The sequence below is a fragment of the Pseudomonas sp. NFPP28 genome (genome assembly GCF_900115535.1).
Classification (GTDB): domain Bacteria; phylum Pseudomonadota; class Gammaproteobacteria; order Pseudomonadales; family Pseudomonadaceae; genus Aquipseudomonas; species Aquipseudomonas extremorientalis.
On sequence record NZ_FOWT01000003.1, the window covers coordinates 138610 to 161888 of the forward strand.

The 23279-nt window shown below is 62.9% G+C and carries 22 protein-coding genes; 12 read left to right on the forward strand and 10 right to left on the reverse strand.

Annotated features, from left to right (window positions below; genetic code table 11):
* Nucleotides 1–22: 22 nt before the first annotated feature.
* Together BM110_RS09315 and BM110_RS09320 are read right to left on the reverse strand one after the other, a co-directional pair.
* On the reverse strand, nucleotides 23–1489 hold the full coding sequence (locus BM110_RS09315; RefSeq protein ID WP_093513227.1) for a sensor histidine kinase: 1467 nt from the start codon (nucleotides 1487–1489) through the stop codon (nucleotides 23–25).
* Complete coding sequence (locus tag BM110_RS09320; protein ID WP_071488349.1) at nucleotides 1486–2196, reverse strand: response regulator transcription factor; 711 nt, start codon at nucleotides 2194–2196, stop codon at nucleotides 1486–1488. Before BM110_RS09320 ends, BM110_RS09315 begins: the two co-directional genes overlap by 4 nt.
* A gap of 245 nt (nucleotides 2197–2441) precedes the next feature.
* Here BM110_RS09320 and BM110_RS09325 point away from each other — a divergent pair, with 245 nt between their 5' ends.
* Both BM110_RS09325 and msrA read left to right on the forward strand, forming a co-directional pair.
* On the forward strand, nucleotides 2442–4142 hold the full coding sequence (locus BM110_RS09325) for a cytochrome c biogenesis protein DipZ (protein WP_093513228.1): 1701 nt from the start codon (nucleotides 2442–2444) through the stop codon (nucleotides 4140–4142).
* Between the two features lie 15 nt (nucleotides 4143–4157).
* Nucleotides 4158–4856 (forward strand): peptide-methionine (S)-S-oxide reductase MsrA, encoded by a 699-nt coding sequence (gene msrA / locus BM110_RS09330; protein WP_093513229.1) that lies wholly within the window; start codon nucleotides 4158–4160, stop codon nucleotides 4854–4856.
* Nucleotides 4857–4869: 13 nt separating this feature from the next.
* On the opposite strand, the gene BM110_RS09335 is transcribed toward msrA, so the two are convergent.
* Complete coding sequence (locus tag BM110_RS09335) at nucleotides 4870–5820, reverse strand: alpha-E domain-containing protein (protein ID WP_092243475.1); 951 nt, start codon at nucleotides 5818–5820, stop codon at nucleotides 4870–4872.
* Between the two features lie 2 nt (nucleotides 5821–5822).
* Nucleotides 5823–7232 (reverse strand): circularly permuted type 2 ATP-grasp protein, encoded by a 1410-nt coding sequence (locus BM110_RS09340; RefSeq protein ID WP_092243478.1) that lies wholly within the window; start codon nucleotides 7230–7232, stop codon nucleotides 5823–5825.
* A gap of 371 nt (nucleotides 7233–7603) precedes the next feature.
* On the opposite strand from BM110_RS09340, the gene BM110_RS09345 reads away from it, so the two are divergent.
* From BM110_RS09345 to BM110_RS29770, 3 genes are all read left to right on the forward strand, one after another.
* Complete coding sequence (locus BM110_RS09345; protein ID WP_071488345.1) at nucleotides 7604–8149, forward strand: hypothetical protein; 546 nt, start codon at nucleotides 7604–7606, stop codon at nucleotides 8147–8149.
* A gap of 85 nt (nucleotides 8150–8234) precedes the next feature.
* Nucleotides 8235–8447 carry a hypothetical protein gene (locus tag BM110_RS09350; protein ID WP_071488344.1) on the forward strand — a complete coding sequence of 71 codons (213 nt, stop codon included), beginning with the start codon at nucleotides 8235–8237 and terminating at the stop codon, nucleotides 8445–8447.
* An 11-nt stretch (nucleotides 8448–8458) separates the two neighbouring features.
* Nucleotides 8459–8593 carry a hypothetical protein gene (locus BM110_RS29770; RefSeq protein ID WP_010210499.1) on the forward strand — a complete coding sequence of 45 codons (135 nt, stop codon included), beginning with the start codon at nucleotides 8459–8461 and terminating at the stop codon, nucleotides 8591–8593.
* Here BM110_RS29770 and BM110_RS09355 read toward each other — a convergent pair.
* On the reverse strand, nucleotides 8584–9936 hold the full coding sequence (locus BM110_RS09355; protein WP_092243483.1) for a cation:proton antiporter: 1353 nt from the start codon (nucleotides 9934–9936) through the stop codon (nucleotides 8584–8586). The two genes, BM110_RS29770 and BM110_RS09355, sit on opposite strands and share 10 nt — an antisense overlap.
* Nucleotides 9937–9994: 58 nt before the next feature.
* Nucleotides 9995–10921 carry a LysR family transcriptional regulator gene (locus BM110_RS09360; protein WP_092243486.1) on the reverse strand — a complete coding sequence of 309 codons (927 nt, stop codon included), beginning with the start codon at nucleotides 10919–10921 and terminating at the stop codon, nucleotides 9995–9997.
* Nucleotides 10922–11227: 306 nt separating this feature from the next.
* Between BM110_RS09360 and BM110_RS30000 the strand changes: the two genes are divergently transcribed.
* The 4 genes from BM110_RS30000 to BM110_RS09380 are packed head-to-tail and all read left to right on the forward strand — an operon-like array spanning nucleotide 11228 to nucleotide 15515.
* Nucleotides 11228–13222: an aminotransferase class I/II-fold pyridoxal phosphate-dependent enzyme gene (locus BM110_RS30000; RefSeq protein WP_093513230.1), complete on the forward strand. Its 1995-nt coding sequence runs from the start codon at nucleotides 11228–11230 to the stop codon at nucleotides 13220–13222.
* 40 nt (nucleotides 13223–13262) lie between these two features.
* Nucleotides 13263–14102, forward strand: coding sequence for a transporter substrate-binding domain-containing protein (locus BM110_RS09370; RefSeq protein ID WP_093120979.1), 840 nt, complete (start codon nucleotides 13263–13265; stop codon nucleotides 14100–14102).
* Between the two features lie 2 nt (nucleotides 14103–14104).
* Nucleotides 14105–14809, forward strand: coding sequence for an ABC transporter permease (locus tag BM110_RS09375; RefSeq protein WP_093513231.1), 705 nt, complete (start codon nucleotides 14105–14107; stop codon nucleotides 14807–14809).
* Between the two features lie 7 nt (nucleotides 14810–14816).
* A complete protein-coding gene (locus BM110_RS09380) occupies nucleotides 14817–15515 on the forward strand; it encodes an ABC transporter permease (protein ID WP_093120980.1) in 699 nt (232 codons plus the stop codon).
* A gap of 7 nt (nucleotides 15516–15522) precedes the next feature.
* Here BM110_RS09380 and BM110_RS09385 read toward each other — a convergent pair whose 3' ends face one another.
* A complete protein-coding gene (locus BM110_RS09385) occupies nucleotides 15523–16158 on the reverse strand; it encodes a TetR/AcrR family transcriptional regulator (protein ID WP_092243500.1) in 636 nt (211 codons plus the stop codon).
* 91 nt (nucleotides 16159–16249) lie between these two features.
* Here BM110_RS09385 and BM110_RS09390 point away from each other — a divergent pair, with 91 nt between their 5' ends.
* Nucleotides 16250–17248: a M14 family metallopeptidase gene (locus BM110_RS09390; protein WP_093513232.1), complete on the forward strand. Its 999-nt coding sequence runs from the start codon at nucleotides 16250–16252 to the stop codon at nucleotides 17246–17248.
* A 232-nt stretch (nucleotides 17249–17480) separates the two neighbouring features.
* On the opposite strand, the gene BM110_RS09395 is transcribed toward BM110_RS09390, so the two are convergent.
* Genes BM110_RS09395 through BM110_RS09405 form a run of 3 tightly spaced genes read right to left on the reverse strand, consistent with a single transcriptional unit; the run spans nucleotide 17481 to nucleotide 20428 of the window.
* Nucleotides 17481–18710 carry an EAL domain-containing response regulator gene (locus BM110_RS09395; RefSeq protein WP_092243506.1) on the reverse strand — a complete coding sequence of 410 codons (1230 nt, stop codon included), beginning with the start codon at nucleotides 18708–18710 and terminating at the stop codon, nucleotides 17481–17483.
* 9 nt (nucleotides 18711–18719) lie between these two features.
* Nucleotides 18720–19103: a response regulator gene (locus BM110_RS09400; RefSeq protein ID WP_071488337.1), complete on the reverse strand. Its 384-nt coding sequence runs from the start codon at nucleotides 19101–19103 to the stop codon at nucleotides 18720–18722.
* Entirely contained in the window at nucleotides 19088–20428 is a 1341-nt protein-coding gene (locus BM110_RS09405) for a sensor histidine kinase (RefSeq protein ID WP_071488336.1), read from the reverse strand. Before BM110_RS09405 ends, BM110_RS09400 begins: the two co-directional genes overlap by 16 nt.
* A 323-nt stretch (nucleotides 20429–20751) precedes the next feature.
* Between BM110_RS09405 and BM110_RS09410 the strand changes: the two genes are divergently transcribed.
* Both BM110_RS09410 and BM110_RS09415 read left to right on the forward strand, forming a co-directional pair.
* Nucleotides 20752–22284: a sugar ABC transporter ATP-binding protein gene (locus tag BM110_RS09410; RefSeq protein WP_093513233.1), complete on the forward strand. Its 1533-nt coding sequence runs from the start codon at nucleotides 20752–20754 to the stop codon at nucleotides 22282–22284.
* Nucleotides 22277–23254, forward strand: a complete 978-nt coding sequence (locus BM110_RS09415; RefSeq protein ID WP_093513234.1) for an ABC transporter permease subunit — start codon at nucleotides 22277–22279, stop codon at nucleotides 23252–23254. Before BM110_RS09410 ends, BM110_RS09415 begins: the two co-directional genes overlap by 8 nt.
* Nucleotides 23255–23279: the final 25 nt, after the last annotated feature.

The following is a 23279-nucleotide window of genomic DNA, read 5'->3' on the forward strand; positions in this document are numbered from 1 at the left end:
ATGAGGCTGGTGCCGGGGCCGGTCATCGCGCTGATGCTCGGGTTTCCAGGGAAAACGTAAAGGTTGCGCCTCGGCCAGGGCGGTCCACCAGGCTGATGCTGCGCCCGTGCAGTTGCAGGATGCGGTGCACGATTCGCAGGCCCAACCCCCCGTCGCGCCGGGCGCCGCCAATGGTGAATGCGCGCAGGAACAGGCCTTCGCGTAATTCGGCGTCGATGCCCGGGCCGCTGTCGCTGACGGTGACGGCTACCGCATGGGTTTGAGGCGTCAGGATGACCTCGATTTCGCCGTTCACCGGGGTATGCCGCAGGGCATTGTCCAGCAGGTTGGTCAGCACCCGTTCGATCAACCCCAGGTCTGCCTGCACCGTCGGCACCTGCGGCGGCAGGCTGGCCGTCAGCGTGATGCCGCGTGCCTCGGCAGTCAGTTCGAATTTCTGGAAGATGTCCTGCACCAGGTCCGGCAATGAAAAACTTTCGATCACCGGCTGCACAAAGCCATGCTCCAGGCGCACCAGTTCCAGCAGCGATTGGGCCAGGCCGCCGACTTTGCGGCTCTGGTCTAAAGCAATCCCGAGGTAGCGGCGGCGCTCTTCAGGGCTGAGGCTGGCATCCTTGAGCGACAGGGTTTCCAGGTAACCGTGCAACGAGGCCAGCGGTGTGCGCAGGTCATGGGAGATATTCGCGACCATTTCCCGGCGTTCCTGATCCTGGTGGGTGATGGCGCGCCACTGTTCGCCCAGGCGGTTCTCCATTTGCGCGAAGGCGTGATCCAGCACGGCGATTTCATCGCCGCTGGTGAGTGGCACTGCAACGGATTCTGCCGGTTTGGGCGCGCCATTGATGTCGAACTGGCCAACCTTGTCAGTGAGTTGACGCAGCGGTCGGGTGATCCAGGCAAACGCGATCAGGCCGGCCGTCAGGCAGAGCAGGGCAACCAGGCCGATGGACCACAGGGCGATCTTCAAGGCCATGCCGGTGGCGTCCTTGGCGTCGTACGCATCGTGGGCTTCACCGAGCAGGACCACATACAGGAACCCGATCTGCTGCCCGCCGGCGGTGAGTGGCGCGGCGCTGAATACCTTGCGCCCATCGACACTGCGCGGGTCGTCCCCGAGGATCGGCAGCATGAAGCCCGCGAGGAAGCGCCGGATGGGCGCCAGGTCGACCTTGTCGCGCAACAGGTGGCCGCTGGGTGCGGCGTTGCCGACCACGCGGCCGTCGATGTCGAGCAGGTACACCTCGACGCTGGGGTTGACCAGCATCAACTGGCTGAACAGGTTGCGCACGGCGTCGGGCTTGAGGCCGTCGGCGTCCATCAATTGGGTGTCGCGGGCGATGTGCGCCGCGAGATCGCGGGACAGGCCTTGCACCACCTCCAGCTCGTGCATGTGGTTGGAACGCACCTGCAGCCACGCCGAGGTGCCGCTGCAGATCAACAGCAGTACCGCGAACACCAGCGACAGGCGCTGGGTGAGGGTGAGCTTCATGGCGGGCTCTCGGCAAACTTGTAGCCACGGCCCCACACCGTGAGGATGCGCGCCGGGTTGGCCGGGTCGGCTTCGACCTTGGCCCGCAGGCGGTTGATGTGGGTGTTGACCGTGTGTTCATAGCCTTCGTGGCTGTAGCCCCACACCGCGTTGAGCAAGTCCATGCGCGAGAACACTTTGCCCGGTTGGCGCGCGAAGAAGTACAGCAGGTCGAATTCCCGTGGGGTCAGGTCCAGGCGCTGGCCTTGCAGGGTGGCGTCACGGGTCAGCGGGTTGATGAACAACTGGCCGAGGTCGAGGCTGCCGGCGTCCATCTTCAGGTTGCGCGCCATGGCGTCGACCCGGCGCAGCAACGCTTTCACCCGGGCCACCAGTTCCGGCATGGAAAACGGCTTGGCCAGGTAATCATCCGCGCCCAGCTCCAGGCCGAGGATGCGGTGCAGTTCGCTGGAGCGTGCACTGGTGATGATGATCGGGGTGTAGCGCGTCATGGCACGGGCGCGCCGGCAGATCTCCAGGCCATCCACGCCAGGCAGCATCAGGTCGAGGATCAGCGCATCCCAGCCGCCTTGCTCCAGCAGGCGCAGGCCTTCATTGCCATCGGCGCTGTGCACCACGTCGAACTGTTCATCACGCAGGTGCAGGCAGATCAGGTCGGCGATATGGGCATCGTCCTCGACCACCAGGACACGTTTGGGCTGATCCATGTAAGAGAAACCTTCGCTTGTAGTTCGCGCATTGTGTGGCTTTTGCAACAGTGTAGTTATCACGAATTGTTTAACTCTGCGTGAGGATTCCGCGACGGTAAACAGCCCAACATTCCCGTTACTTCAAAGAGGGAAAACACCATGTACTCACGCCGACAAATACTCCTGGCCAGTGGCGACCTGGATGTCGCCATGACGTTCGCGACGGCGTAAGCCAATGTCTTTTTCTTATAAGGGTCCATCCCATGTGGCTTCTGGTTCTCGCGTACCTGGGCGGCGTGCTGACAATCGTCAGTCCGTGCATCCTGCCTGTTCTGCCTTTTGTCTTCGCTCGCACCGGGCAGCCGTTTTTGCGCAGTGGCTTGCCGCTGTTAGCGGGGATGGCGGTGACATTCGCCCTGGTGGCCTCGCTGGCGGCGGTGGGCGGCGGTTGGGTGGTGCAGGTCAATCAATTCGGGCGCTGGCTCGCGTTGCTGTGCGTTGCCCTGTTCGGACTCACGTTGTTGTTGCCGCAACTGTCGGACCGCCTGACGCGCCCGCTGGTGGCCGCCGGCAGTCGTTTGTCGCAAGCCGCCGGGGCCGATGCCCGGCCGCGGCCGGGCGCGTCGTTCCTGATCGGCGTGGCCACCGGGCTGCTCTGGGCACCGTGCGCCGGGCCGATCCTGGGGCTGGTGCTCACCGGCGCGGCGCTGCAGGGCGCCAGCATCGGTACTACCTTGCTCTTGCTGGCTTACGCCGCCGGTGCTGCCACCTCCCTCGCGCTGGCGTTGCTGGTCGGCGGTAAGGTGTTTGGTTTCATGAAGAAGTCCCTCGGTGCCGGCGAATGGCTGCGCCGGGGCCTGGGTGGGTTGATGCTGGCCGGTGTGGCCGCGATTGCGCTGGGCCTCGACACGGGCGTGCTGTCGCGGCTGTCGACCGCGTCCACCGGTGGCCTGGAACAAAGCCTGGTGGATCGCCTGAACGCCAAGCCGGTGCAGCCGGGCGGGGCGATGATGATGGCCGCCAATCACAGCGACACCTTGCCGATCGAAGGCGCGCTGCCGCCCCTCGACGGTGCCGTGCAGTGGCTCAACAGCCCGCCACTGACCACCGAAGCACTCAAGGGCAAGGTGGTGTTGGTGGACTTCTGGACCTACTCCTGCATCAACTGCCTGCGCACCTTGCCGTATGTAAAGGCCTGGGCCGAGAAATACCGCGACCAGGGCCTGGTGGTGATCGGCGTGCATGCGCCGGAGTTCGCCTTTGAGCGCGACGTGAACAACGTCACCCAGGCCATGAAGGACCTGGGCATCACTTACCCTGTGGCCATCGACAACAACTACAAGATCTGGCGCGCGTTCAACAACCAGTATTGGCCGGCCCATTATTTCGCCGATGCCAAGGGTCAGATTCGCTACCACCACTTCGGTGAAGGCGACGACGCCGAGTCGGAGCGGGTGATCCAGCAGTTGTTGCGTGAAGCCGGCGCGAAGAACGTCGCGGGCGGCTTGATCGAAGCCGATGCCAAGGGCGTGCAACAAGCGCCGGACATGAACGAGGTGCAGTCGCCGGAAACCTACCTGGGTTCGCAGCGCGCCGAAAACTTCGTCAAGTCCGGCACCCTGGCACTCAACCAGTGGACCCTGCAAGGCCAATGGAACGTCGGCGGCCAGCAAGCCACTCTCGACCAGGCCGGTGGGCGCATCGTCTACCGCTTCCACGCCCGCGACCTGCACCTGGTGCTCGGCCCGGGCGCCGACGGCAAGCCGGTGCGTTTCAAGGTCACGATCGACGGCCAGGCCCCGGGCGGTGCCCATGGCACCGACGTCGCACCGGATGGCAGCGGCACCGTCACCGAACAGCGTTTGTACCAGCTGGTGCGTCAGCCGGGCGCCGTGCAGGACCGCACCTTCACCATTGAATTCCTTGACCGCAACGTGTCGGCGTATGCCTTCACCTTTGGTTAACCCGGAGTGCCTGCCATGAATGTATTCAAATACCTGCCAGTCCTGGCCTTCGCAGCGTTCGTCGGTCAAAGCCCGGCCTTTTCCTTTGGCGCTGCCGCCGACGACGCCGTGGTGATCGCGCCACCCGCCCTGGACCTGCCCGCCGAAGCTGGCAACCTGCAAACCGCTGTGTTCGCCGGCGGCTGTTTCTGGGGCGTTCAAGGGGTGTTCCAGCATGTGCAAGGCGTGAAGAACGCCGTGTCCGGCTACGATGGCGGCGCTGCAAGCACGGCGCAATATGAGTCCGTCAGCGACGGCAACACCGGCCACGCCGAAGCGGTTTCCGTCACCTACGAGCCGAGCAAAATCAGCTTCGGCAAACTGCTGCAGATCTACTTCTCGGTGGCCCACAACCCCACCGAACTCAACCGCCAGGGCCCCGACACCGGCACCCAGTACCGTTCGGCGATCTTTGCGCAGAACGCCGAACAGCAAAACGTCGCCCAGGCCTACATCGCCCAGTTGGACGCCGCCAAGTCTTTCGACAAACCCATCGTCACTAAAATCGAGATGGGCAAGGTGTTCTACCCGGCGGAGTCCTATCATCAGGACTTCCTCACCGAGAACCCGTCCTACCCCTACATCGTGATCAATGATCTTCCGAAGGTGGCGCAGCTCAAGAAACTCTTTCCCGACCAATACCGCGCCGAGCCGGTGCTGGTAAAACACCAGTAACCCCGGTTGTGGATTACACAACCTCCAGGTACGAGCTGTGAATTGCTCGCGCCAACTCGCGCACGGTGTCGATAAACTCGGTGAGACGGCTGTGCAAGCCGTCTTCAAGGATTTCATCAATCCCCGTATACCGCAGCCGCGCCTCGAACTCCGCCGCCAGGCGCTGCGCCGTGCGCCCATAACTACCAGGCAGGTCCGCCAGGATATGGCTCAACTCCTCGATGCACGCATGCAACGAGCGCGGCACATCGCTGCGCAACAGCAGTAATTCGGACACGGAACGGGCGTTCAACGCGTTCGGGTACAGCTGCGTATACGCCTCGAAGGACGACAACGCGCGGAGCAGGGCGCTCCACTGGTAATAACCGCGTGCCGACAAGTCACTGACTTCTTCCGATTCTTCGCCGAACATCTCGTAGCGCGCATCCAGCAAACGCAGGGTGTTGTCGGCACGCTCGACAAAGGTGCCGAGGCGAATGAACCGATAGGCGTCATTGCGCATGATCGTCCCCGAGGTTGCCCCACGAAACAGGTGCGAGCGCTGCTTGACCCAATCACAGAAGTGGCTGATGCCGTGTCGCGCCAGGCCGCCGGCGGCGATGCTGCGCATTTCCAGCCAGGTGGCGTTGAGGTTTTCCCACATGTCGGCGGTGATGCGCCCGCGTACGGCGTGGGCATTGCCACGGGCGGCGCGCAGGCAGTTGTAGATGCTGGCGGGGTTTTCTTCGTCGAGGGCGAAGAAGTGCAGCATGCGCTCGGCATCCAGCTGTCTATGGCGTTCAAGGTAGCTGTCCAGGGTGCCGCTGCTGAGCAACGACATGGCCAGTTCGTCCAGACCGTCGCTGCGCCCGGCTTGTGGCATCAACGACAGCGAGTAACTGACTTCGAGCATGCGCGCCAGGTTTTCGGCACGCTCCAGGTAACGGGACATCCAGTACAGATCTGCGGCGGTTCTACTCAACATACTCAGCCCTCCACCACCCAGGTGTCCTTGGTTCCGCCGCCTTGCGACGAGTTGACGATCAACGAGCCTTCCTTCAATGCCACGCGGGTAAGCCCACCGGGCACCAGGCGGGTTTCCTTGCCCGACAGCACAAAGGGCCGCAGGTCGATATGCCGTGGGGCGATGCCGTTTTCAACGAAGGTGGGGCAGGTGGACAGGCTCAACGTCGGTTGGGCGATGTAGGCGTGGGGACGCGCCTTGATGCGCTGGCGGAAGTCCTCGATCTCGGCGGCGCTGGAAGCCGGCCCGACCAGCATGCCGTAGCCACCGGAACCCTGGGTTTCCTTGACCACCAGTTCCGGCAGGTGAGCCAGTACGTGGGACAGTTCATCGGGCTTGCGGCACTGGAAGGTCGGTACGTTTTGTAGCACCGGTTCTTCGTCCAGGTAGAAACGGATCATTTCCGGCACATAGGGGTAGATCGACTTGTCGTCCGCCACGCCGGTGCCGATGGCATTGGCCAGCACTACGTTGCCGGCGCAATAGGCCGCGACCAGGCCGGGGACGCCGAGCATCGACTCGGGGTTGAAGGCCTTGGGGTCGAGGAAGGCGTCATCGATGCGCCGGTAAATCACGTCGACCGGCTTGGGGCCGTCGGTGGTGCGCATGAACACCTTGAGGTCGTGCACGAACAGGTCGGCGCCTTCCACCAGTTCCACACCCATTTCCCGGGCCAGGAACGCATGTTCGAAGAACGCGCTGTTGAAGCGGCCCGGGGTCAGTACCACCACGTTGGGGTTGTCCAGGCGGCTGGAGCTCTTCAACGTCTTGAGCAGCAGGTTGGGGTAGTGGTCCACCGGCGCGATGCGTTGCTTGGCGAATACTTCGGGAAACAGGCGCATCATCATCTTGCGGTCTTCGAGCATGTAGCTCACGCCGCTGGGGGTGCGCAGGTTGTCCTCGAGCACGTAATAGGTGCCGTCAGCGTCACGCACCAGGTCGACACCCGAGATATGCGAGTAGATGTCGCGGTGCAGGTCCAGGCCGACCATGGCCTTCTGATAGCCCTCGTTGCCCAGCACCTGGTCCGCCGGAATGATCCCGGCCTTGATGATGCGCTGGTCATGGTAGATGTCGGCGAGGAACATGTTCAGCGCATTGACGCGCTGGATACAGCCGCGTTCGATAACGCTCCATTCACTGGCAGGGATGCTGCGCGGGATGATGTCGAAGGGGATCAGGCGCTCGGTGTCTTGTTCGTCGCCGTAGAGGGTGAAGGTGATCCCGGCGCGGTGAAACAGCAAATCGGCTTCGCGGCGACGCTGGGCCAGCAGTTCCGGCGGCGTATTCGCCAGCCAGCGGGAGAAGTCCTGATAGTGCGCACGGCAGGCGCCGTTTGCGTCATTCATTTCATCGAAGAAAGATCGAGCCATTCCAGTACCTTGTCAGTGCCGAGGGACGCTTGGGTGGCACTGCCGTTTCAAAAAACGCATTTTTATGAGCCCGTGGCTAAGGGTGCCACTGGGCCTGGTCCTTACTTTCTTGTGGGGGCGGCTCTGGGTCGGGGGGTAACGAATGCTCCTGTATCCGGGCAGATGAATGGATAAAGCAATGCCTGTGCCGAAACCCTGAATTGCTTGTAGTGAGGGGCGTGTCGTGGCGAGCAAGCCCGCTCACAACAACATGCCCGCTCACCAGAAGGGGGCAGTGCCTGGCAGGCGCCCCGACTTGGTGCATGAACAAACTTGAACTTCACTCGCCGCTGATTCTTCTAACAGGACTTGAACCAGCAGGGAGCACCGTCATGCCCAGAATCATCTCTCCCCATACACCGGAAGCGGCCCTGACCGACCACAGCGAACACAACGCCAAGATCTTCGGTTCGCCCAAGGACCGTCTGGACTTCTACCGGCGCGAGATCCAGTACGAAACCACCATCCTGGCCAACCGCACCGACGCTTATCTCACGGCGCAATCGTTCCTGGTGATCGCCTTTGTTTCCGGCATGGGCAACCTCAACCCGGAGTGGGGCAAGCTGTTTACCCTCGTGGTGCCGGTGTTCCTGGTCTCGCTGGGCATTCTCAGCTCCCTGAATGCCTGGCCAGGCATTCGGGCGGCGTACGAAATCATCGATCACTGGCACTACAAGCAGAGCGAACTGCTGCGCAGCGAGCCGGTGATGGGCATGGCCTATGATGAGTCGCCGCTATTTTCCGAAATGGAGTCGTCCCACAAGGGCTATCGCAAGTCACTGCTGTTCTCCATGCGTGCGCCCTGGCTGTTCATGGTGTTCTGGCTGGTGCTGGGGATATACGCGTTCTATATTCAGGTCGACAACCCGATCCGCTGAGCAATCGGACGGAACTTCGCCGGGTGGCGCAGCGCCTTACCTGTAGGCCCTGCTGATTTCCCTGCGGCCTGTAACGAGGTGACCCATGAGCACAAGCAAAGACCCGCAACTCGATAACCGCAACGACCCGGCCATCGACGGCGGCGAACCGGCTCCCGGTACCGCTGCCGACGCACCGAAAGACCCGGTCCCGGCCAAAGACCCCAAAGCCAGGGAAAACGACTACAGTCCAGACTTCAAGCCCGAGCGCGAGCCCAAGCCTGAAACCGATGCCGATATCGATACCCAGGGCGGTTAGAGGAGACGGTCATGTCCAAAGAACTCGACGACGAACTCAACGACCCGGGCAATGAAGACCCCGGTTCCTTGATGGATGATGCAGAAGTGCCGCTCAACGACCTGGATGACGCGGCAGACGTAGGCAATACAGAGCGTCAGGACTGAGCGTCCGCCTTGGCTCGTCGTTCATACCACACCAGCATCGGCTGGGTACTCAGGCCATGAACGACGATGCTCAAGGCAATGACTGACAAGGTCAGGTTTACCGCCACCGCGCTGCTGGTGCCAATCAAGCCGTGGTTGAGCGCGTAGAACAGGTAGTAAATACTGCCGATCCCGCGAATACCAAACCACCCCATCAGCCCGCGCTGGCGCAGATCAATCAAGCGGCCCCAAGGCATTGCCAGGACGCCCAGCGGGCGGATCACGCAGAACAGCAGTGCCGCCACCGCCAGTGCGCGCCAATCCCAGTGGCTGACCAGCACGATGCCCAGCACCGTTACCAGGAACACCTCCATCGAACGCTCCACCAGGCTGCCGAACGAGAGCATGTCGCCCATCATCACGCCGGCGGCGATCTGGGTGTCTTTCAGTTCGCTGACATCACCTTGCAATGCGTGTTCTGGCTCTACTTCCAGGTGACCCACCACCGGCAGCGCCAAATGCTCCGACGGGGTCTGCGAGTTCCCGGTCGAGCGGAACTCCGCCTGGCGCAAGCCAAGCCCCGCCGCGAACACTGACAGGAAGCCATAGCCGCCCACCGCCTCGGCGACCACATAGGCCAGTGCGATCAGTGCGAGCGTCAGGTAGTCATTGGGCGAGAGCGTGCTGTCACTGTTGCTGATGCGCAACCATAGGGTCACGCGGCCTATGCCACGGCCCATCCAGTAGCCGATCAACAACCCGGCCGGCACCGCCCAGAGCAGATTCTTCAGCACCCAACCGCCCAGCCAGTCACCGTCGAACCCGCCGTGCTGCATGAACAGCAGGGCGAAAATCACAAACGGGAAGGCCGTGCCGTCGTTCAGGCCCGCTTCGCCGGACAGCCCGAAGCGCAGCGCGTCATAGTCCTGGGCATTATTGACCTGCACCAGGCCTGCCAGCACCGGGTCAGTCGGGGCCAGAATCGCCCCGACCAGCAGTGACACACCCCACGACAATGCAAACAGGTAATGCAGCGCCAGGCAGATGCCGAGGATGGTCAACAGCATCACCGGCCCGGCCATGCCGAACGCGATGCGCCAGGTTCGGTGCTTGAGTGGCAGACGCAGCTTCAAGCCGCTGACGAACAGCGAAAACAGCACCGCGACTTCAGTGAGGTGCTCCATCCAGCGCGCAGAGTTTTTGATGTCCAGGTGCAACAGGTCGACGCCCAGCGGGCCGATGCCTACCCCCAGCAACAGGCACACCGCCGAGGTGGTGACCGGCATCCAGCGCAGGTAGGAGGAGGTGAGGGCAAGGGTGAGCAAGACAGTGCCCAGTACGGCCATCCATAGAATAAAAGTCATCGAGCGTGCACCGAGGCCGTGGTCTGTTCAGGTTGGAGGACCGCGGCCGGTGACGGGTTCAATGTGATTGGATCAACTGCGAGCCAATGGTTTTCACGCGGATCATGTCCATCAGCTGGCGCAATCCCGGCTGCGGCTGGCGCCGGCTGGGGTAATACATGCACAACGGCTCGCCCATGCAGGCCCAGTCGGGCATGACCTCCACCAGGCGACCGTCCTTGAGCTCCTGCTGCACGCGGTTGGACAGGCAGTAGGCGATGCCCACCCCTTGCAGCGCCGCATTGACGATGGTCTCGGTGTCGGCCGCGCTGAAGTGGCCGGGCACGTCGATGCGTTGCTGGCGACTGCCGTTGCCCAGTTCCCACTTATAGGTAGTGTTGTCGCCCAGGTACATGCGGATGCAGGCGTGTTGCAGCAGGTCTTTGGGCTCCTGCGGCGTGCCCCGGCGGGCCAGGTAGGCGGGCGACGCGACCACGATCCAGCGCAACTCACCGGTCAAGGGCACGGCGACCATGTCCTGGGGCACGGTGGCACCGTAGCGGATACCGGCGTCGTAGCCCTCGGCGATGATGTCGATCATCTGGTCCTGCACGATCAGGTCCACGCGCAGTTGCGGGTAGGTGGCGCAGAAGTCCCCGAGGATCGGCGCCAGCAGCAATACCGCCGCATCCCGCGGCACGTTCAAGCGCAGCCGGCCAATCGGTGCTTCGCGGTACAACTCCAGGGTGTCGAGGCCGTCCTTGATGGTGGCGAAGCCCTGGTTGAGTTTTTCTGCCAGCAGCGAGCCGGCATCGGTGGGTTCGACGGCACGGCTGGTGCGGTACAGCAGTTTGACCCCCAGTCGGGTTTCCAGGTTGCGCATGGTGTGGCTCAGGGCCGAGGTGGTCACACCCAATTCGTGGGCAGCATGGCGAAAGCTGCGACGGCGGATGATCGCCATGAACACGTTGAGATCGGCCAGTTCGGAACGGTTGAAAGCAGCCATTTTCAAGTCTCTTATGCAGGAGTTCGGCTGGGTGCGGCGTTGAGCCCGATTCAACCGTGGATGACTTAGGGTAATTGTTTTTCCAGGCATTATTGCAAGCCACTGGATTTTTTCATGCGCGTCGAGACCATCCGAATTAGCCTCGCGCCTCCTGCGGAATCGCCATAGCGACCTCTTTGGACGATAAACGACACCGGGTCAGACATGCCCATTGAACGAGTGTTCAGCTTGAACTATGTTGACCGCATCCGCCCGTTTGCAACAGAACGGGTTAGCGCTGTTTCTTCTTGAACGAGAGGCTCTGGCATGCGGTTTTCCCCCTTCGTCGAACGAATTGCAGGGCAGGGCGTAGCCGCCTGGGACATCCACCACGCGGCGTTTCACGCCGCCAGCCAGGGCGAAGACATCATCATTCTCAGCGTCGGTGACCCGGATTTCGCCACGCCGTCCTTTATTACCGATGCTGCCGTCAGCGCCTTGCGCGAAGGCGACACCCACTACACCGAAATCCCTGGCCGCCCGGCACTGCGCGAAGCGATTGCAGCACGCTACAGCCAGACGCTGGCACGCCCGCTGGACGGCGCAAATGTGATCACGGTGGCCGGCGCGCAGAACGCCTTGTTCGTCACGTCGCTGTGCCTGTTGCAGGCCGGTGACGAGGTGCTGGTGCTCGACCCGATGTACGTCACCTACGAAGCCACGCTCAAGGCCAGCGGCGCCACACTGGTACGCGTGCCGTGTTCCCCTGAGTCGGGCTTTCGCGTCGATCCGGCGCTGCTCGCCGCCGCGATCACCCCGCGGACACGGGCGATTTTCTTCTCCAACCCGAACAACCCCACCGGCGTGGTCCTTGACGCACAGGAGTTGCAGGCCATCGCTGAACTGGCCATCGCCCATGACCTGTGGGTCGTGGTGGATGAGGTCTACGAAAGCCTGGTGTTCGACGGCGAGTACCACAGCCTCGCCGCGCTGCCGGGCATGGCCGAGCGCTGCGTGGTGATTGGCAGCCTGTCCAAGTCCCACGCGATGACCGGTTGGCGCATCGGCTGGCTCATCGCCACGCCCGAACTGATCGCCCATGCCGAAACCCTGGTGCTCAGCATGCTGTACGGCTTGCCCGGCTTTGTGATGGAGGCCGCCACCGCCGCCGTGCTGGCCCATGATGAAGTGACCCGGGGCATGCGCGAGATCTACCGGCGCCGCCGCGACCTGGTAGTGGCCGGGCTGAGTGCCTGCCCCGGAATCCAGGTACAGGTGCCGCAAGCGGGGATGTTCGTGCTGGTGGACGTGCGCGGCACCGGCTTGGGCTCCCTGGATTTTGCCTGGCGTCTATTTCGCGAAGCCGGGGTATCGGTGCTGGACGCGGCGGCCTTCGGCGAGCCCGCGCAGGGTTTTGTGCGGTTGTCGTTCACCCTCAGTGAAGAGCGCCTGGCACAGGCCTGCCAACGTATCGCGCAGTTTGTCGCCAAGCTGGCCGGTGAGCCACGTATCGCCGCCACGTCCAGGGTTGAAGTGGCGCAACCCGTCGCAGCCAAGAAGATGATCGAGGTCATCGACCTGCACAAGCGCTTCGGCAATATCGAAGTGCTCAAGGGCATTTCCCTCACGGCCCACGAAGGCGAGGTGATCTCGCTGATCGGCGCCAGCGGCTCGGGCAAAAGCACCTTGCTGCGCTGTATCAACATGCTCGAAGTGCCGGACCAGGGCAGCATTCATGTGGACGGCGAGAGCATCAAGCTCAACTACGGCCGCCCCGGCGCGCCCCTGGTCGCGGATGCCAGGCAGTTGGTACGGATTCGCTCGACCCTGGGCATGGTGTTCCAGAACTTCAACCTGTGGCCCCATCGCACGGTGCTCGAAAACCTCATCGAAGCCCCCACCCAGGTGTTGCGCGAAAGCCGCGCCGAGGCCATCGAACGCGCAGAAAGCCTGCTCGACCGCGTCGGCCTGGCCGCCAAGCGCAACGAATACCCGGCCTTCCTTTCCGGTGGCCAGCAACAGCGCGTAGCGATTGCCCGGGCGCTGGCCATGCGGCCCAAAGTCATGCTGTTCGACGAACCCACTTCGGCCCTCGACCCGGAGTTGGTGGGCGAAGTGCTGCGGGTGATCCGTTCCCTGGCTGAAGAGGGGCGCACCATGATCCTGGTCACCCATGAAATGGCATTCGCTCGGGATGTGTCGTCGAAAGTGGCGTTCCTGCACCAAGGCATGATCGAAGAAACCGGCTCGCCGGACGCGGTGTTTATCGACCCACGCAGTGAACGTTGCCGACAGTTCGTCAACGCGCATCAAACTCGCTAACTCCAGAAAAAGACGGGGAAAAATCATGAAATCCAAGCATATGGCAACGTGGTTGGGCAGTGCAGTGCTGATGCTGGCCGCAGGTTTCTCCTGGGCGGCCGACAAACCCATCGTGTTTGCGGTGGCGGCCGAACCCTACCCGCCGTTTACCGTGAAGGGCGGTAACGGCCAGTGGTCCGGGTTCGAGGTGGACCTGATCCACAAGCTCTGTGAAGGCATGAAAGCCGAATGCCAGATCAAGGAAGTGGCGTGGGACGGCATTATTCCCTCGCTGCTGGCGAAGAAGATCGACGTGATTTTCTCGTCGATGTCGGTGACCGACGAGCGCGAAAAACAGATCGCGTTCAGCCGCGCCTACTACGATTCCCTGCTGGGCGTTGCGGGGCCGAAAGGCAGCGAAGTCGAGATCTCCCCGGCGGGCCTCAAGGGCAAGTTGATCGGCGTGCAGATCTCCACGGTCAGCGCCAATTACCTGAAGAAGTATTACGAAAACATCGCCGACCTCAAGTACTACGACACCCAGGAATCGGCCAACGCCGACCTGATTGCCGGGCGTATAGACTACATGATGGCCGACGACACCGCCATCGCCATGATGGTCAAGACCCCGGAAGCCAGCGGCCTGGCGCACATCGCCAGCGTGCCCTACGACCCGATCATCGGCCGTGGCGTCGGCGCTGGCCTGCGCAAGGAAGACACCGCGCTAAAGGCCCGGCTGGACAAGGCTATTGGCGAATTGTTGGTGAGCAAGGACTACGACGACCTGTCGCAGCACTATTTCGGCCTGTCGGTCAGCCCGTGCAAGCGCACCGATACCCCGGCGTTCGTGAGCAAGACCTGTGACAGCCCGTACCCGCAAATCGCCCAGAAGACCGAATAACCATGTTCGATCTTCTCTGCTTCGGCGAACAAGGGTGGGGCCATGCGTTGCTCAAGGGGTTATGGATGACCCTGCAGATCTCCGCCGGGTCGTTTGCGGTGGGCTTGCTGATCGGCCTGGTGGTGGCCTGCGCCAAGCTCAGCGCGCCGCGCCCGATCGCGCTGCTGATGCGCGGCTACACCACGGTGTTCCGCGCGGTGCCGGAACTGCTGCTGATTCTGCTGCTGTATTACGCCGGCTCCATGGGCCTCAACGCGCTGATGCTGTGGCTGGGCTTCGCCCAAGTGAATATCAGCGGCCCGCTGGTGGCGATCCTGGTGCTGGGCCTGGTGCAGGGCGCCTACGCCTCGGAGATTTTTCGCGCGGCGATTTTGGCGATCCCTCACGGGCAGATCGAAGCGGCGCGGGCTTTTGGCCTGAGCGGGCTGGGGCTGTTCCGGCGGGTGACGCTGCCGATCATGGCACCGTTCGCCCTGGCCGGCATGTCCAACCTGTGGATCAACCTGATCAAGGACAGCGCCTTGATCAGCGTGGTTGGCACCAACGAGCTGCTGTACACCGCCAAGCAGGCGGCGGGGTCGACCCGCCAATACCTGCTGTTCTACCTCACGGCCGCCGCCTTGTATTACCTGGTGACGCTGGCTTCCAACTATCTGTCCGGGCGCCTGGAGCGCCGTATCCGTCGCTGGATGCCGGTTGTCGAGTGAGGCACACATGCCTGAGTGGATAAGCTACTACGCCGCGCTCATCGCCAAGGGATTGCAGACCACCTTGTCGCTGCTGGTGATTTCGGCGGTACTCGGTTTTGCCCTGGCGGTCCTGGTGGCGCTGGCACGGTTGTCGCGGCGCAAGTGGCTGGCGCGCAGTGCACTGGCCTACACCAGCGTGCTGCGCGGTACGCCGCTGCTGATCCAGATCTACATTTTCTACTATGGCCTGGGCAGCCTGTTCGCCCAGTTCCCGATGATCCGTGGCAGCTTACTCTGGCCGTATCTGCGCGATGGCTACTGGTACATCGTGTTCGCCCTGGTGTTGTCGGTCGGCGCCTATGTCGGCGAGGTGATTCGCGGTGGCCTGCTGGCGGTGCCCAAAGGCGAGATGGAAGCGGCCTCGGCATTCGGCATGACACCGCGTCAGGCCTTGCTGCGCGTGCGCTTGCCACGGGCGATGCGCCTGTTGCTGCCGACCCTGGCCGGGGAGACGGTGATGCTGCTCAAATCCACCGCGCTGGCGTCGACCATTGCCGTGGTCGACCTGCTCGGCGCCGCCAACGTGGTGCGCGCGCAGACCTTGCAGATCTACCAGCCGCTGCTGCTGGTGGCGGGCGTCTACCTGTGCCTGACCTTCCTCATCGAAGGCGTCTACGCCATCGCCGAACGGCGCGGTACGCCGCTGCGCAGGTCGGCCGGATAAACCGTTGTCACAGGCTGTGGTCGGCGCCGAATGCGCCCTGACGCAAGCCTTGTACCCAGCAGCGGCAGATATGCAGCCCGTTGGCGGGGCTGAAGGTGCCGGGGTTGAGGCAGCCCTCGAGCCAGAGTCCGTCGAGCATCGCCGACAGGCCGATGGCGGCCAGGTGGCTATCGTGGATCAGCAGGTTTTCGCTGCGGGCCAGGTCGTCCAGCAGGCGTCGGATCAACCCCAGGTAGGTGTGGTAACTGTTTTCGTGGGACTGGTTAACGTGGGGTGAGTGGCGGATCAGGCTCCAGAACACCACCCACACGCCGAGCAGGTCGGGGTCCATGACCCGTGGCGAGAACGAGGCGCTGAGAAACGCGTCCAGCCGTGCGGCGGCGCCGTCAGCCAACTCGACCTGTTCCCACAGCGCAGTGGTCAGTTCGTCGGCGAGCTTGTGGTAGGTCTCGGCGATCAACGCGTCGATGCTGCCAAAATGGTGGTTGAGCAAGCCCACCGATACACCGGCTTCGGAGGCGATACGGCGCACGGAAATCCCCGCGTGCCCGTCGCGGGCCAGGCAGGTGAGGGCGGCGGCGATCAGCAGGTCGCGGCGCTCGTCGGGGTCGGCACGGCGCAGTTTGGGAGGGTCGACGGTCATGGGCAGGCCTTTGATGGAAACACCACAGCGCTCAGGTTAGTTGAACGTCTGTTCACTCTCTAGCGATTAATTGATGAGAAGAGGGCAAGGCATGGCAAACGACCTTTCGTGGCAGGTCACCGGCGACGCCGGCAACCCGCTGCACATCGGCGCCTGGCGCTTCGAAGGCGACGGCAGCGGGCCAAGGGTGCACCTGCAGGCGGGGGTGCACGCGGATGAAATCGCCGGCATGCTGGTACTGCATCAGCTGTTGCCGCGCTTACAGGCGTGTCAGGACCAAGGCCGCCTCAAGGGCTGCGTCACCGTGGTGCCCCAGGCCAACCCGTTCGGCATCGGCCAGTTCCGCCAGGGGCGTTTGCTGGGGCGCTTTCATGAAGCGACCGGGCAGAACTTCAACCGTGCCTTCGATCATTCCCTGGCCATGGCGCGCCCGGCGAGTAACCTGGCGCAGTGGCAAAAGCGCCTGGTGCAACTGGCCGCCGAGGCCGACCTGGTGCTGGACTTGCACACCGATGACGAGGCGCTGCCGTACCTCTACATCCACCGCGGCTTCTGGCCCGGCCAGGGCCTGGCGTTGGCGGCGGCCTTGCGCGTGGACCTGGTGATCGTCTGGGATGAGGGCGGTGATGGCTCCTTTGAAGAGACCATCATCAACCATGCATCGCCGCAACTGGCCGCGACCGTTGAGCTGCGCGGGCAGGCGGACGTCAGCGATGCGCTGGCGCAACAGGATGCCGACGGCCTGTGGGCGTGGTTGTGCATCAATGGCGTGGTCGACGAAGTAGCCGCCATTACCGAGTGGCCGGGCGACGTGGTCGACATGGGCTGCATGGAAACCATCCTGGCACCTTGCGCCGGCGTGCTGGTGTTCGAGAAAGCCCTGGGGGATTACGTGGAGGAAGGCCAGCGTTTTGCACGCATCATCGGCCGCCCCGGTGACCCGTCTTCCGAAGTGATCCTGCACGCCGCCCAGGCCGGCCGCATGGTCACCGGCCACCGCGAACGCCTGGTGGCACAGGGGGCGGTAGTCGCCAAGTTCACCGGGACGCGTCTATCCGCCAGCTACAGCGGCGGCGTGCTGGACCCGTAGCGGCGTCTGTGTGGGAGGGGGCTTGCCCCCGATTGCGGTGGATCAGCTGTAGATGTGTTGACTGGCCTGGTGCTATCGGGGGCAAGCCCCCTCCCACATTTTTAGCGCAGTGTGTCATTGCTCGCAGTGTGATCCCAACCGCTTCAACCGCCACATCGCACTGTCCAGGTGCGGGCTGGCACAGATATGCATCACCTACCGGGGCTTGATCGAGTGCCTGCGTGAGGAAATCTCACGGACTCTCTAAGCGCTCCAGCAACAGCCGCTCCAGGGTCTCCACCGGCAGCGGCCGGCTGAACAGATAACCCTGGATCTGATCACAGCCGGCCTCCTTCAAGAACGCCAGTTGCGCCTGGGTTTCCACGCCTTCGGCTACTACCCGCAGGCTGAGGCTGTGGGCCAGTTCGATGATGGTACGGGTGATCGCCGCGTCCTGCGGGTTGCTGGTTACCTCGCGGATGAACGCGATGTCGATCTTCAGCGTGTCGATGGGAAACCGCCGCAGGTACGCCAGGCTCGAATAGCCGGTGCCGAAGTCGTCGATGGAAATCTTCACTCCCATGGCGTGCAGCCGCTGCAGGCTGGCGATGGTGTGCTGGGTGTTTTCCATCAACGAACCTTCGGTCAGTTCCACTTCCAGCCAATGGGGTTCGACTCCGGTGCGGGCCAGGGTGCGTGCGATATCGGCGATCAGGTCGCCTTCGATCAATTGATGGCCGGAGACGTTCACCGACACCTCCACCGGGCCAATCGCGCCGCGTTGCCACTTTGCGATCTGCTGGCAGACCTGCTCGATCACCCAGCGCCCCACGGGGACGATCAAGCCCAGGCTTTCCAGGATCGGTATAAATACCGCTGGCGACACCGCGCCGTATTCCGGCCTTTCCCAACGCAGCAGCGCTTCGAGGGCGCAGATGCGACCGCTCGGCACCTCGACCTTGGGTTGGTAATGCACCGTGAAGTCATTACGCGCTACCGCTTGGCGCAAGTCGTTTTCCAGGGACTGGTGCGCCAGGTCATGCACGCTCATGCCGATCTGGCGTTGCGTCAGCTCACGGGAGTGGCTGGCCAGGTCGCCGCGTTCCTTGAGCCGCAGCAGGTTGCGCACCCGCAACCATAGCTCGACACGTTCCACCGGCTTGCTGATGAATTCCTCGGCGCCGGTTTCAAGCCCGCTGACACGGGCGCTCGGTTCACTGAGGGCCGACAGCATGATGATCGGAATACCCGCCGTGGTTTCATCGCCCTTCAATTGGCTGGCGACTTCATAGCCGTCCATGCCCGGCATCATGATGTCCAGCAGGATCAGGTCCGGCGGCTGCCGGGCCACCAACTGCAAGGCTTCTTCGCCGCTGCTCGCGCTCAGGGTCTGGTAGCCCTCATGTTGCAGCAGGGTTTCCAGGAGTTTGCGCACCTGGGGTTCATCATCAACGATCAACAACGTTGCGGGTTGGCTGGCCATGGAGAGGACTCATGTGAGAGGGCGGATGTGCTGTTGCAGCAAGGTGTCGATCACCTGGTACAGCTCTTTGTAACGCAGCGGCTTGATGATGTAGGCATCGCACCCCGCGAGTCGGGTCTTTTCGCGGTCTTCTTTCATCGCCATTGCCGTCAGGGCGATCACCGGGATGTGAGCGGTGAGCGGGTCGCGCTTGAGCAGGGCGGTGGCGGCCAGCCCGTCCATGCCGGGCAACTGGATGTCCATCAGGATCAGCGCCGGTTGCTGTTCGCGGGCCAGGGTCAGGCCGGTTTCGGCATCCGCGGCCCACAGCACCGTGTGACCGGCATTGACGAGTAACAGGCGCGCCAGGCGCATGTTGGCTTCGTTGTCTTCAACGATCAGGATGTGGGGCATGCAGCCTCCGGGGCGCGGTGCAGCGGCAGCCAGGCGACGAACCGCGCCCCGCAGCCTTCACGGCTGGCCACGGCGACACTGCCGCCATGCAGGTCGGTCAACCGCTTGACCATCGCCAGCCCCAGGCCAGTGCCTTCGAATTTGCGTGCCAGGCTGCTGTCGATCTGGCTGAACGCCTTGAACAACTTGTCCATGTCCGCCTCGGCGATCCCGATGCCAGTGTCGCTGACGCTGAGTTCGAGGAACGGCTGATGAGCGCCGTCGGGCAAGGCAAAGCGGTACACCGGCCAGTCGCCGGGAATGTGCCCGACCTGTGCGCGGGGCACCTGGCGCACTGTCAAGGTCACTGAGCTGCCGTGTGCGCTGAACTTTACGGCGTTGGCCAGCAGGTTGTAGACGATCTGTTTGGTCTTGCGCAGGTCCAGCTGCAAAAGGCCAAGGTCTTCGGGACACTCCAGCTTCAATTGGATGCGTTGCAGCGCCGCCTTTTCCCGCACGATGAGCAGGCTGTTGGCCAACAGCCCCGCCAGTTCTGCGTTTTCCAGTTCCAGCTCCATCATCCCGGCCTCGACCTTGGACAGGTCGAGAATGTCGTTGATCAACGACAACAAGTGCTGGCCGCTGGTGAAAATGTCGCCGATGTATTCGCGCTGGGTCTCGCTCATGTCGCCGACCAGGCCATCCTTGAGCGCCTCGGAAAAGCCGATGACCGCGTTCAGTGGCGTGCGCAGTTCATGGGACATGGTGGCGAGGAATTCGGACTTCATGTGACTGGCGTGTTCCAGCTCCAGGTTCTTTTCTTCCAGCGCCCGCTCGAAGCCTTTGCGCTCGGCTTCTTCCTGCTTGCGCGCGGTGTTGTCGGTGCCGATCAGCAAGTAGCCGATGATGGTGTCATGTCGGTTGCGCAGGGCGGTGACCGAGACCATGGCCGACAGACGACTGCCGTCCTTGCGGATGTAGGTCAGCTCGTAGATGTCTTCGATACCCCGCGAGGCCTTGAATACCAGCGCTTCGAAGCCCGGCGTGATCGGCGTATCCAGTTCCAGGCTGAGGGCGGCGGCGCGGGTGATCAGCTCGATCGGGTCGGAAATATCGGCCGGCGTGATGCGGTTGACCACATCGGCGGCGGCATAACCGAGCATGCGTTCGGCGCCGACGTTGAAGATCTGGATCACGCCTTTCTCGTCGGTGGCGATGCTGGAAAAGTACGCGCTGTTGAAGATTGCGTCTTGCAGGGCGCCGGTCTTGAGCAGGGTTTTCTGCCGCTTGAACTCGACGATCTTTTCAGCCCGCGATTGCGGTTGTTCGGGTAACGGTGTGTCCATCGCTTTGGCGTTCCGTGACGTTCAGGCCCGCCATCGTCAAGCGGCGATGGCGCAGAGCATGCTCACAGAAGATCGCTGGGGGGCGACGAGGAGGAGATGAGGTCCTTGGACAATAGCAGAGATTATGGCGTTTTGATGGCGGGCTACGGGCTATCTCGCTTCAAATGGATACCCTCGGGTGAAATTGGGTACTTTTCGGATTAATGGCTGATGAAACGTTTCATCTGTCGATAAATGATCGACGCAAGCGCTTGCGTAAGGAAATGTTTCTACATTAGAGTCGGCCCACTGACGACAAAAATAATAAAACCAGGAGCTCATCCATGAGCCTTGAACCCTTGCTCGAGATGCAGGGCATCAGCAAAACCTTCAACGGTTTGCGCGTGCTCAAGAATGTCGGCCTGAAGGTCTACCCCGGCGAAATCCACGCCTTGATGGGGGAGAACGGCGCCGGCAAATCGACGCTGATGAAGATCCTTTCCGGCGCCTACCAAGCCGACCCCGGCGGTGAAATCCGCATCGCCGGCCAGCCCATCCCCACGTTCGACCCCGCCACCGCCAAAGCCCTCGGCATCGCCGTGATCTACCAGGAACTGAGCCTTTGCCCCAACCTGAGCGTGGCCGAGAACATCTACCTGGGCCGTGAACTGCGACGCGGCTGGACCATCGACCGCAAAGGCATGCAGGCCGGTTGCATCGAAGTGCTGCAACGTCTGGGCGCGGAGTTCACTCCAGCCACGCAGGTCAGCAGCCTGTCGATTGCCGAGCGCCAATTGGTGGAAATCGCCCGCGCCTTGCACGCCCACGCCAAGATCCTGGTGATGGACGAACCGACTACGCCGCTGTCATCCCGGGAGACCGACCGCCTGTTCGCGCTGATCAAACAGCTGCGCAACCAGGGCCTGGCGATCATCTATATCAGCCACCGCATGGCGGAGATCTACGAGCTGTCGGACCGCGTCTCGGTGCTGCGCGACGGCCAGTACATCGGCGAACTGACCCGCGAGGCGCTGTCGGCCGAAGTGCTGGTGAAGATGATGGTGGGTCGCGACTTGTCAGGGTTCTACAAGAAGGAGCACGCCGCCTATAACCCCGGCAACGTGGTGATGCGCGTGCGCGACATGGCCGATGGCAAGCGCGTGCGTCAGTGCAGTTTCGACCTGCACGCCGGTGAAGTGCTGGGCATCGCCGGGCTGGTCGGGGCAGGGCGCACCGAACTGGCGCGCCTGATCTTCGGCGCCGACCCACGCACCTCGGGCACCCTGGAAGTGGTCGGCAAGACCGTCACCCAGTTGCGCACCCCGGCGGATGCGATCCGTGCCGGTGTCGTCTACCTCACCGAAGACCGCAAGGCCCAGGGCCTGTTCCTGGACATGAGCGTGGCGGACAACATCAATGTCTGCGCCTGCGTGCCGGATGCCCATGCCGGCGGGGTGCTCGATCGCGCCCATGCCGCGCAGCGCGCCACCGAGGCAATCAAGTCGCTGTCGATTCGCGTGGCGTCGGGCAAGGTCAATGTCGGTGCGTTGTCCGGTGGCAACCAACAGAAGGTGCTGCTGGCGCGGCTGCTGGAGGTCAAGCCGCACGTGCTGATCCTCGATGAGCCCACCCGTGGCGTCGACATCGGCTCCAAGTCCGAGATCTACCGCATCATCAACCAATTGGCCCAGGCCGGCGTCGGCATCGTGGTGATCTCCAGCGAGCTGCCGGAAATCATCGGCACCTGCGACCGCGTGCTGATCATGCGCGAAGGCCGGTTGGTCGCAGAAGTCGGCGGCGCCTCCGGCGACGCTATTTCCCAGGAACGTATTATTGACCTCGCCACCGGTGGCGATCAGGTGGTGGCCCATGGCTGAATTGAATATTGCAACAACCGGCAAGGCAGAGCGCGCCCGCGAGCTGATGCGCAGGGTCGGCATGTTGCCGGTACTGATCCTGCTGCTGGTGGGCTTTGCCCTGGCCAGCGAGAACTTCCTGACGGTACAGAACCTGTCGATCATCACCCAGCAGGCGTCGGTGAACGTGGTGCTGGCGGCGGGCATGACCTTTGTGATCCTCACGGCGGGCATCGACCTGTCGGTGGGCGCGATCCTCGCCGCATCGGCGGTGGTGGCGTTGCAGGCGTCGATGTCGCCGCAATTCGGCATGTTCGGGATTGCCGCCGGTATCGGCTTCGGGTTGTTGCTGGGCCTGGTCAATGGCGGCTTGATCGCCTTTATGCGCCTGCCGCCGTTTATCGTCACCCTCGGTGCGCTCACGGCCATGCGCGGCCTGGCCCGGCTATTGGCGGACGACAAGACCGTGTTCAACCCGGACCTGCCGTTTGCCTTTATCGGCAACGACTCGATCCTCGGGGTGCCGTGGCTGGTGGTAATCGCCGTGGCAGTGGTGACGTTGTCGTGGTTCATCCTGCGCCGCACCGTGATGGGCGTGCAGATCTACTCGGTGGGCGGCAACCCGGAAGCGGCGCGGCTGTCGGGGATCAAGGTGTGGAAGGTGCTGCTGTTCGTCTACGCCATGTCCGGCGCGTTGGCCGGGCTGGGCGCGGTGATGAGCGCGTCGCGCCTGTTCGCTGCCAATGGCCTGCAACTGGGGCAATCCTACGAGCTGGATGCGATTGCCGCGGTGATCCTCGGCGGCACCAGCTTTACCGGCGGTGTCGGCACCATCGGCGGCACGCTGATCGGCGCGCTGATCATCGCGGTACTCACCAACGGCCTGGTGCTGCTGGGCGTCTCGGACATCTGGCAGTACATCATCAAAGGCATCGTGATCATCGGCGCGGTGGCGCTGGATCGTTATCGCCAGTCCGGCGCACGGACCTGAACTCACTCCAACAACAATCACAAGA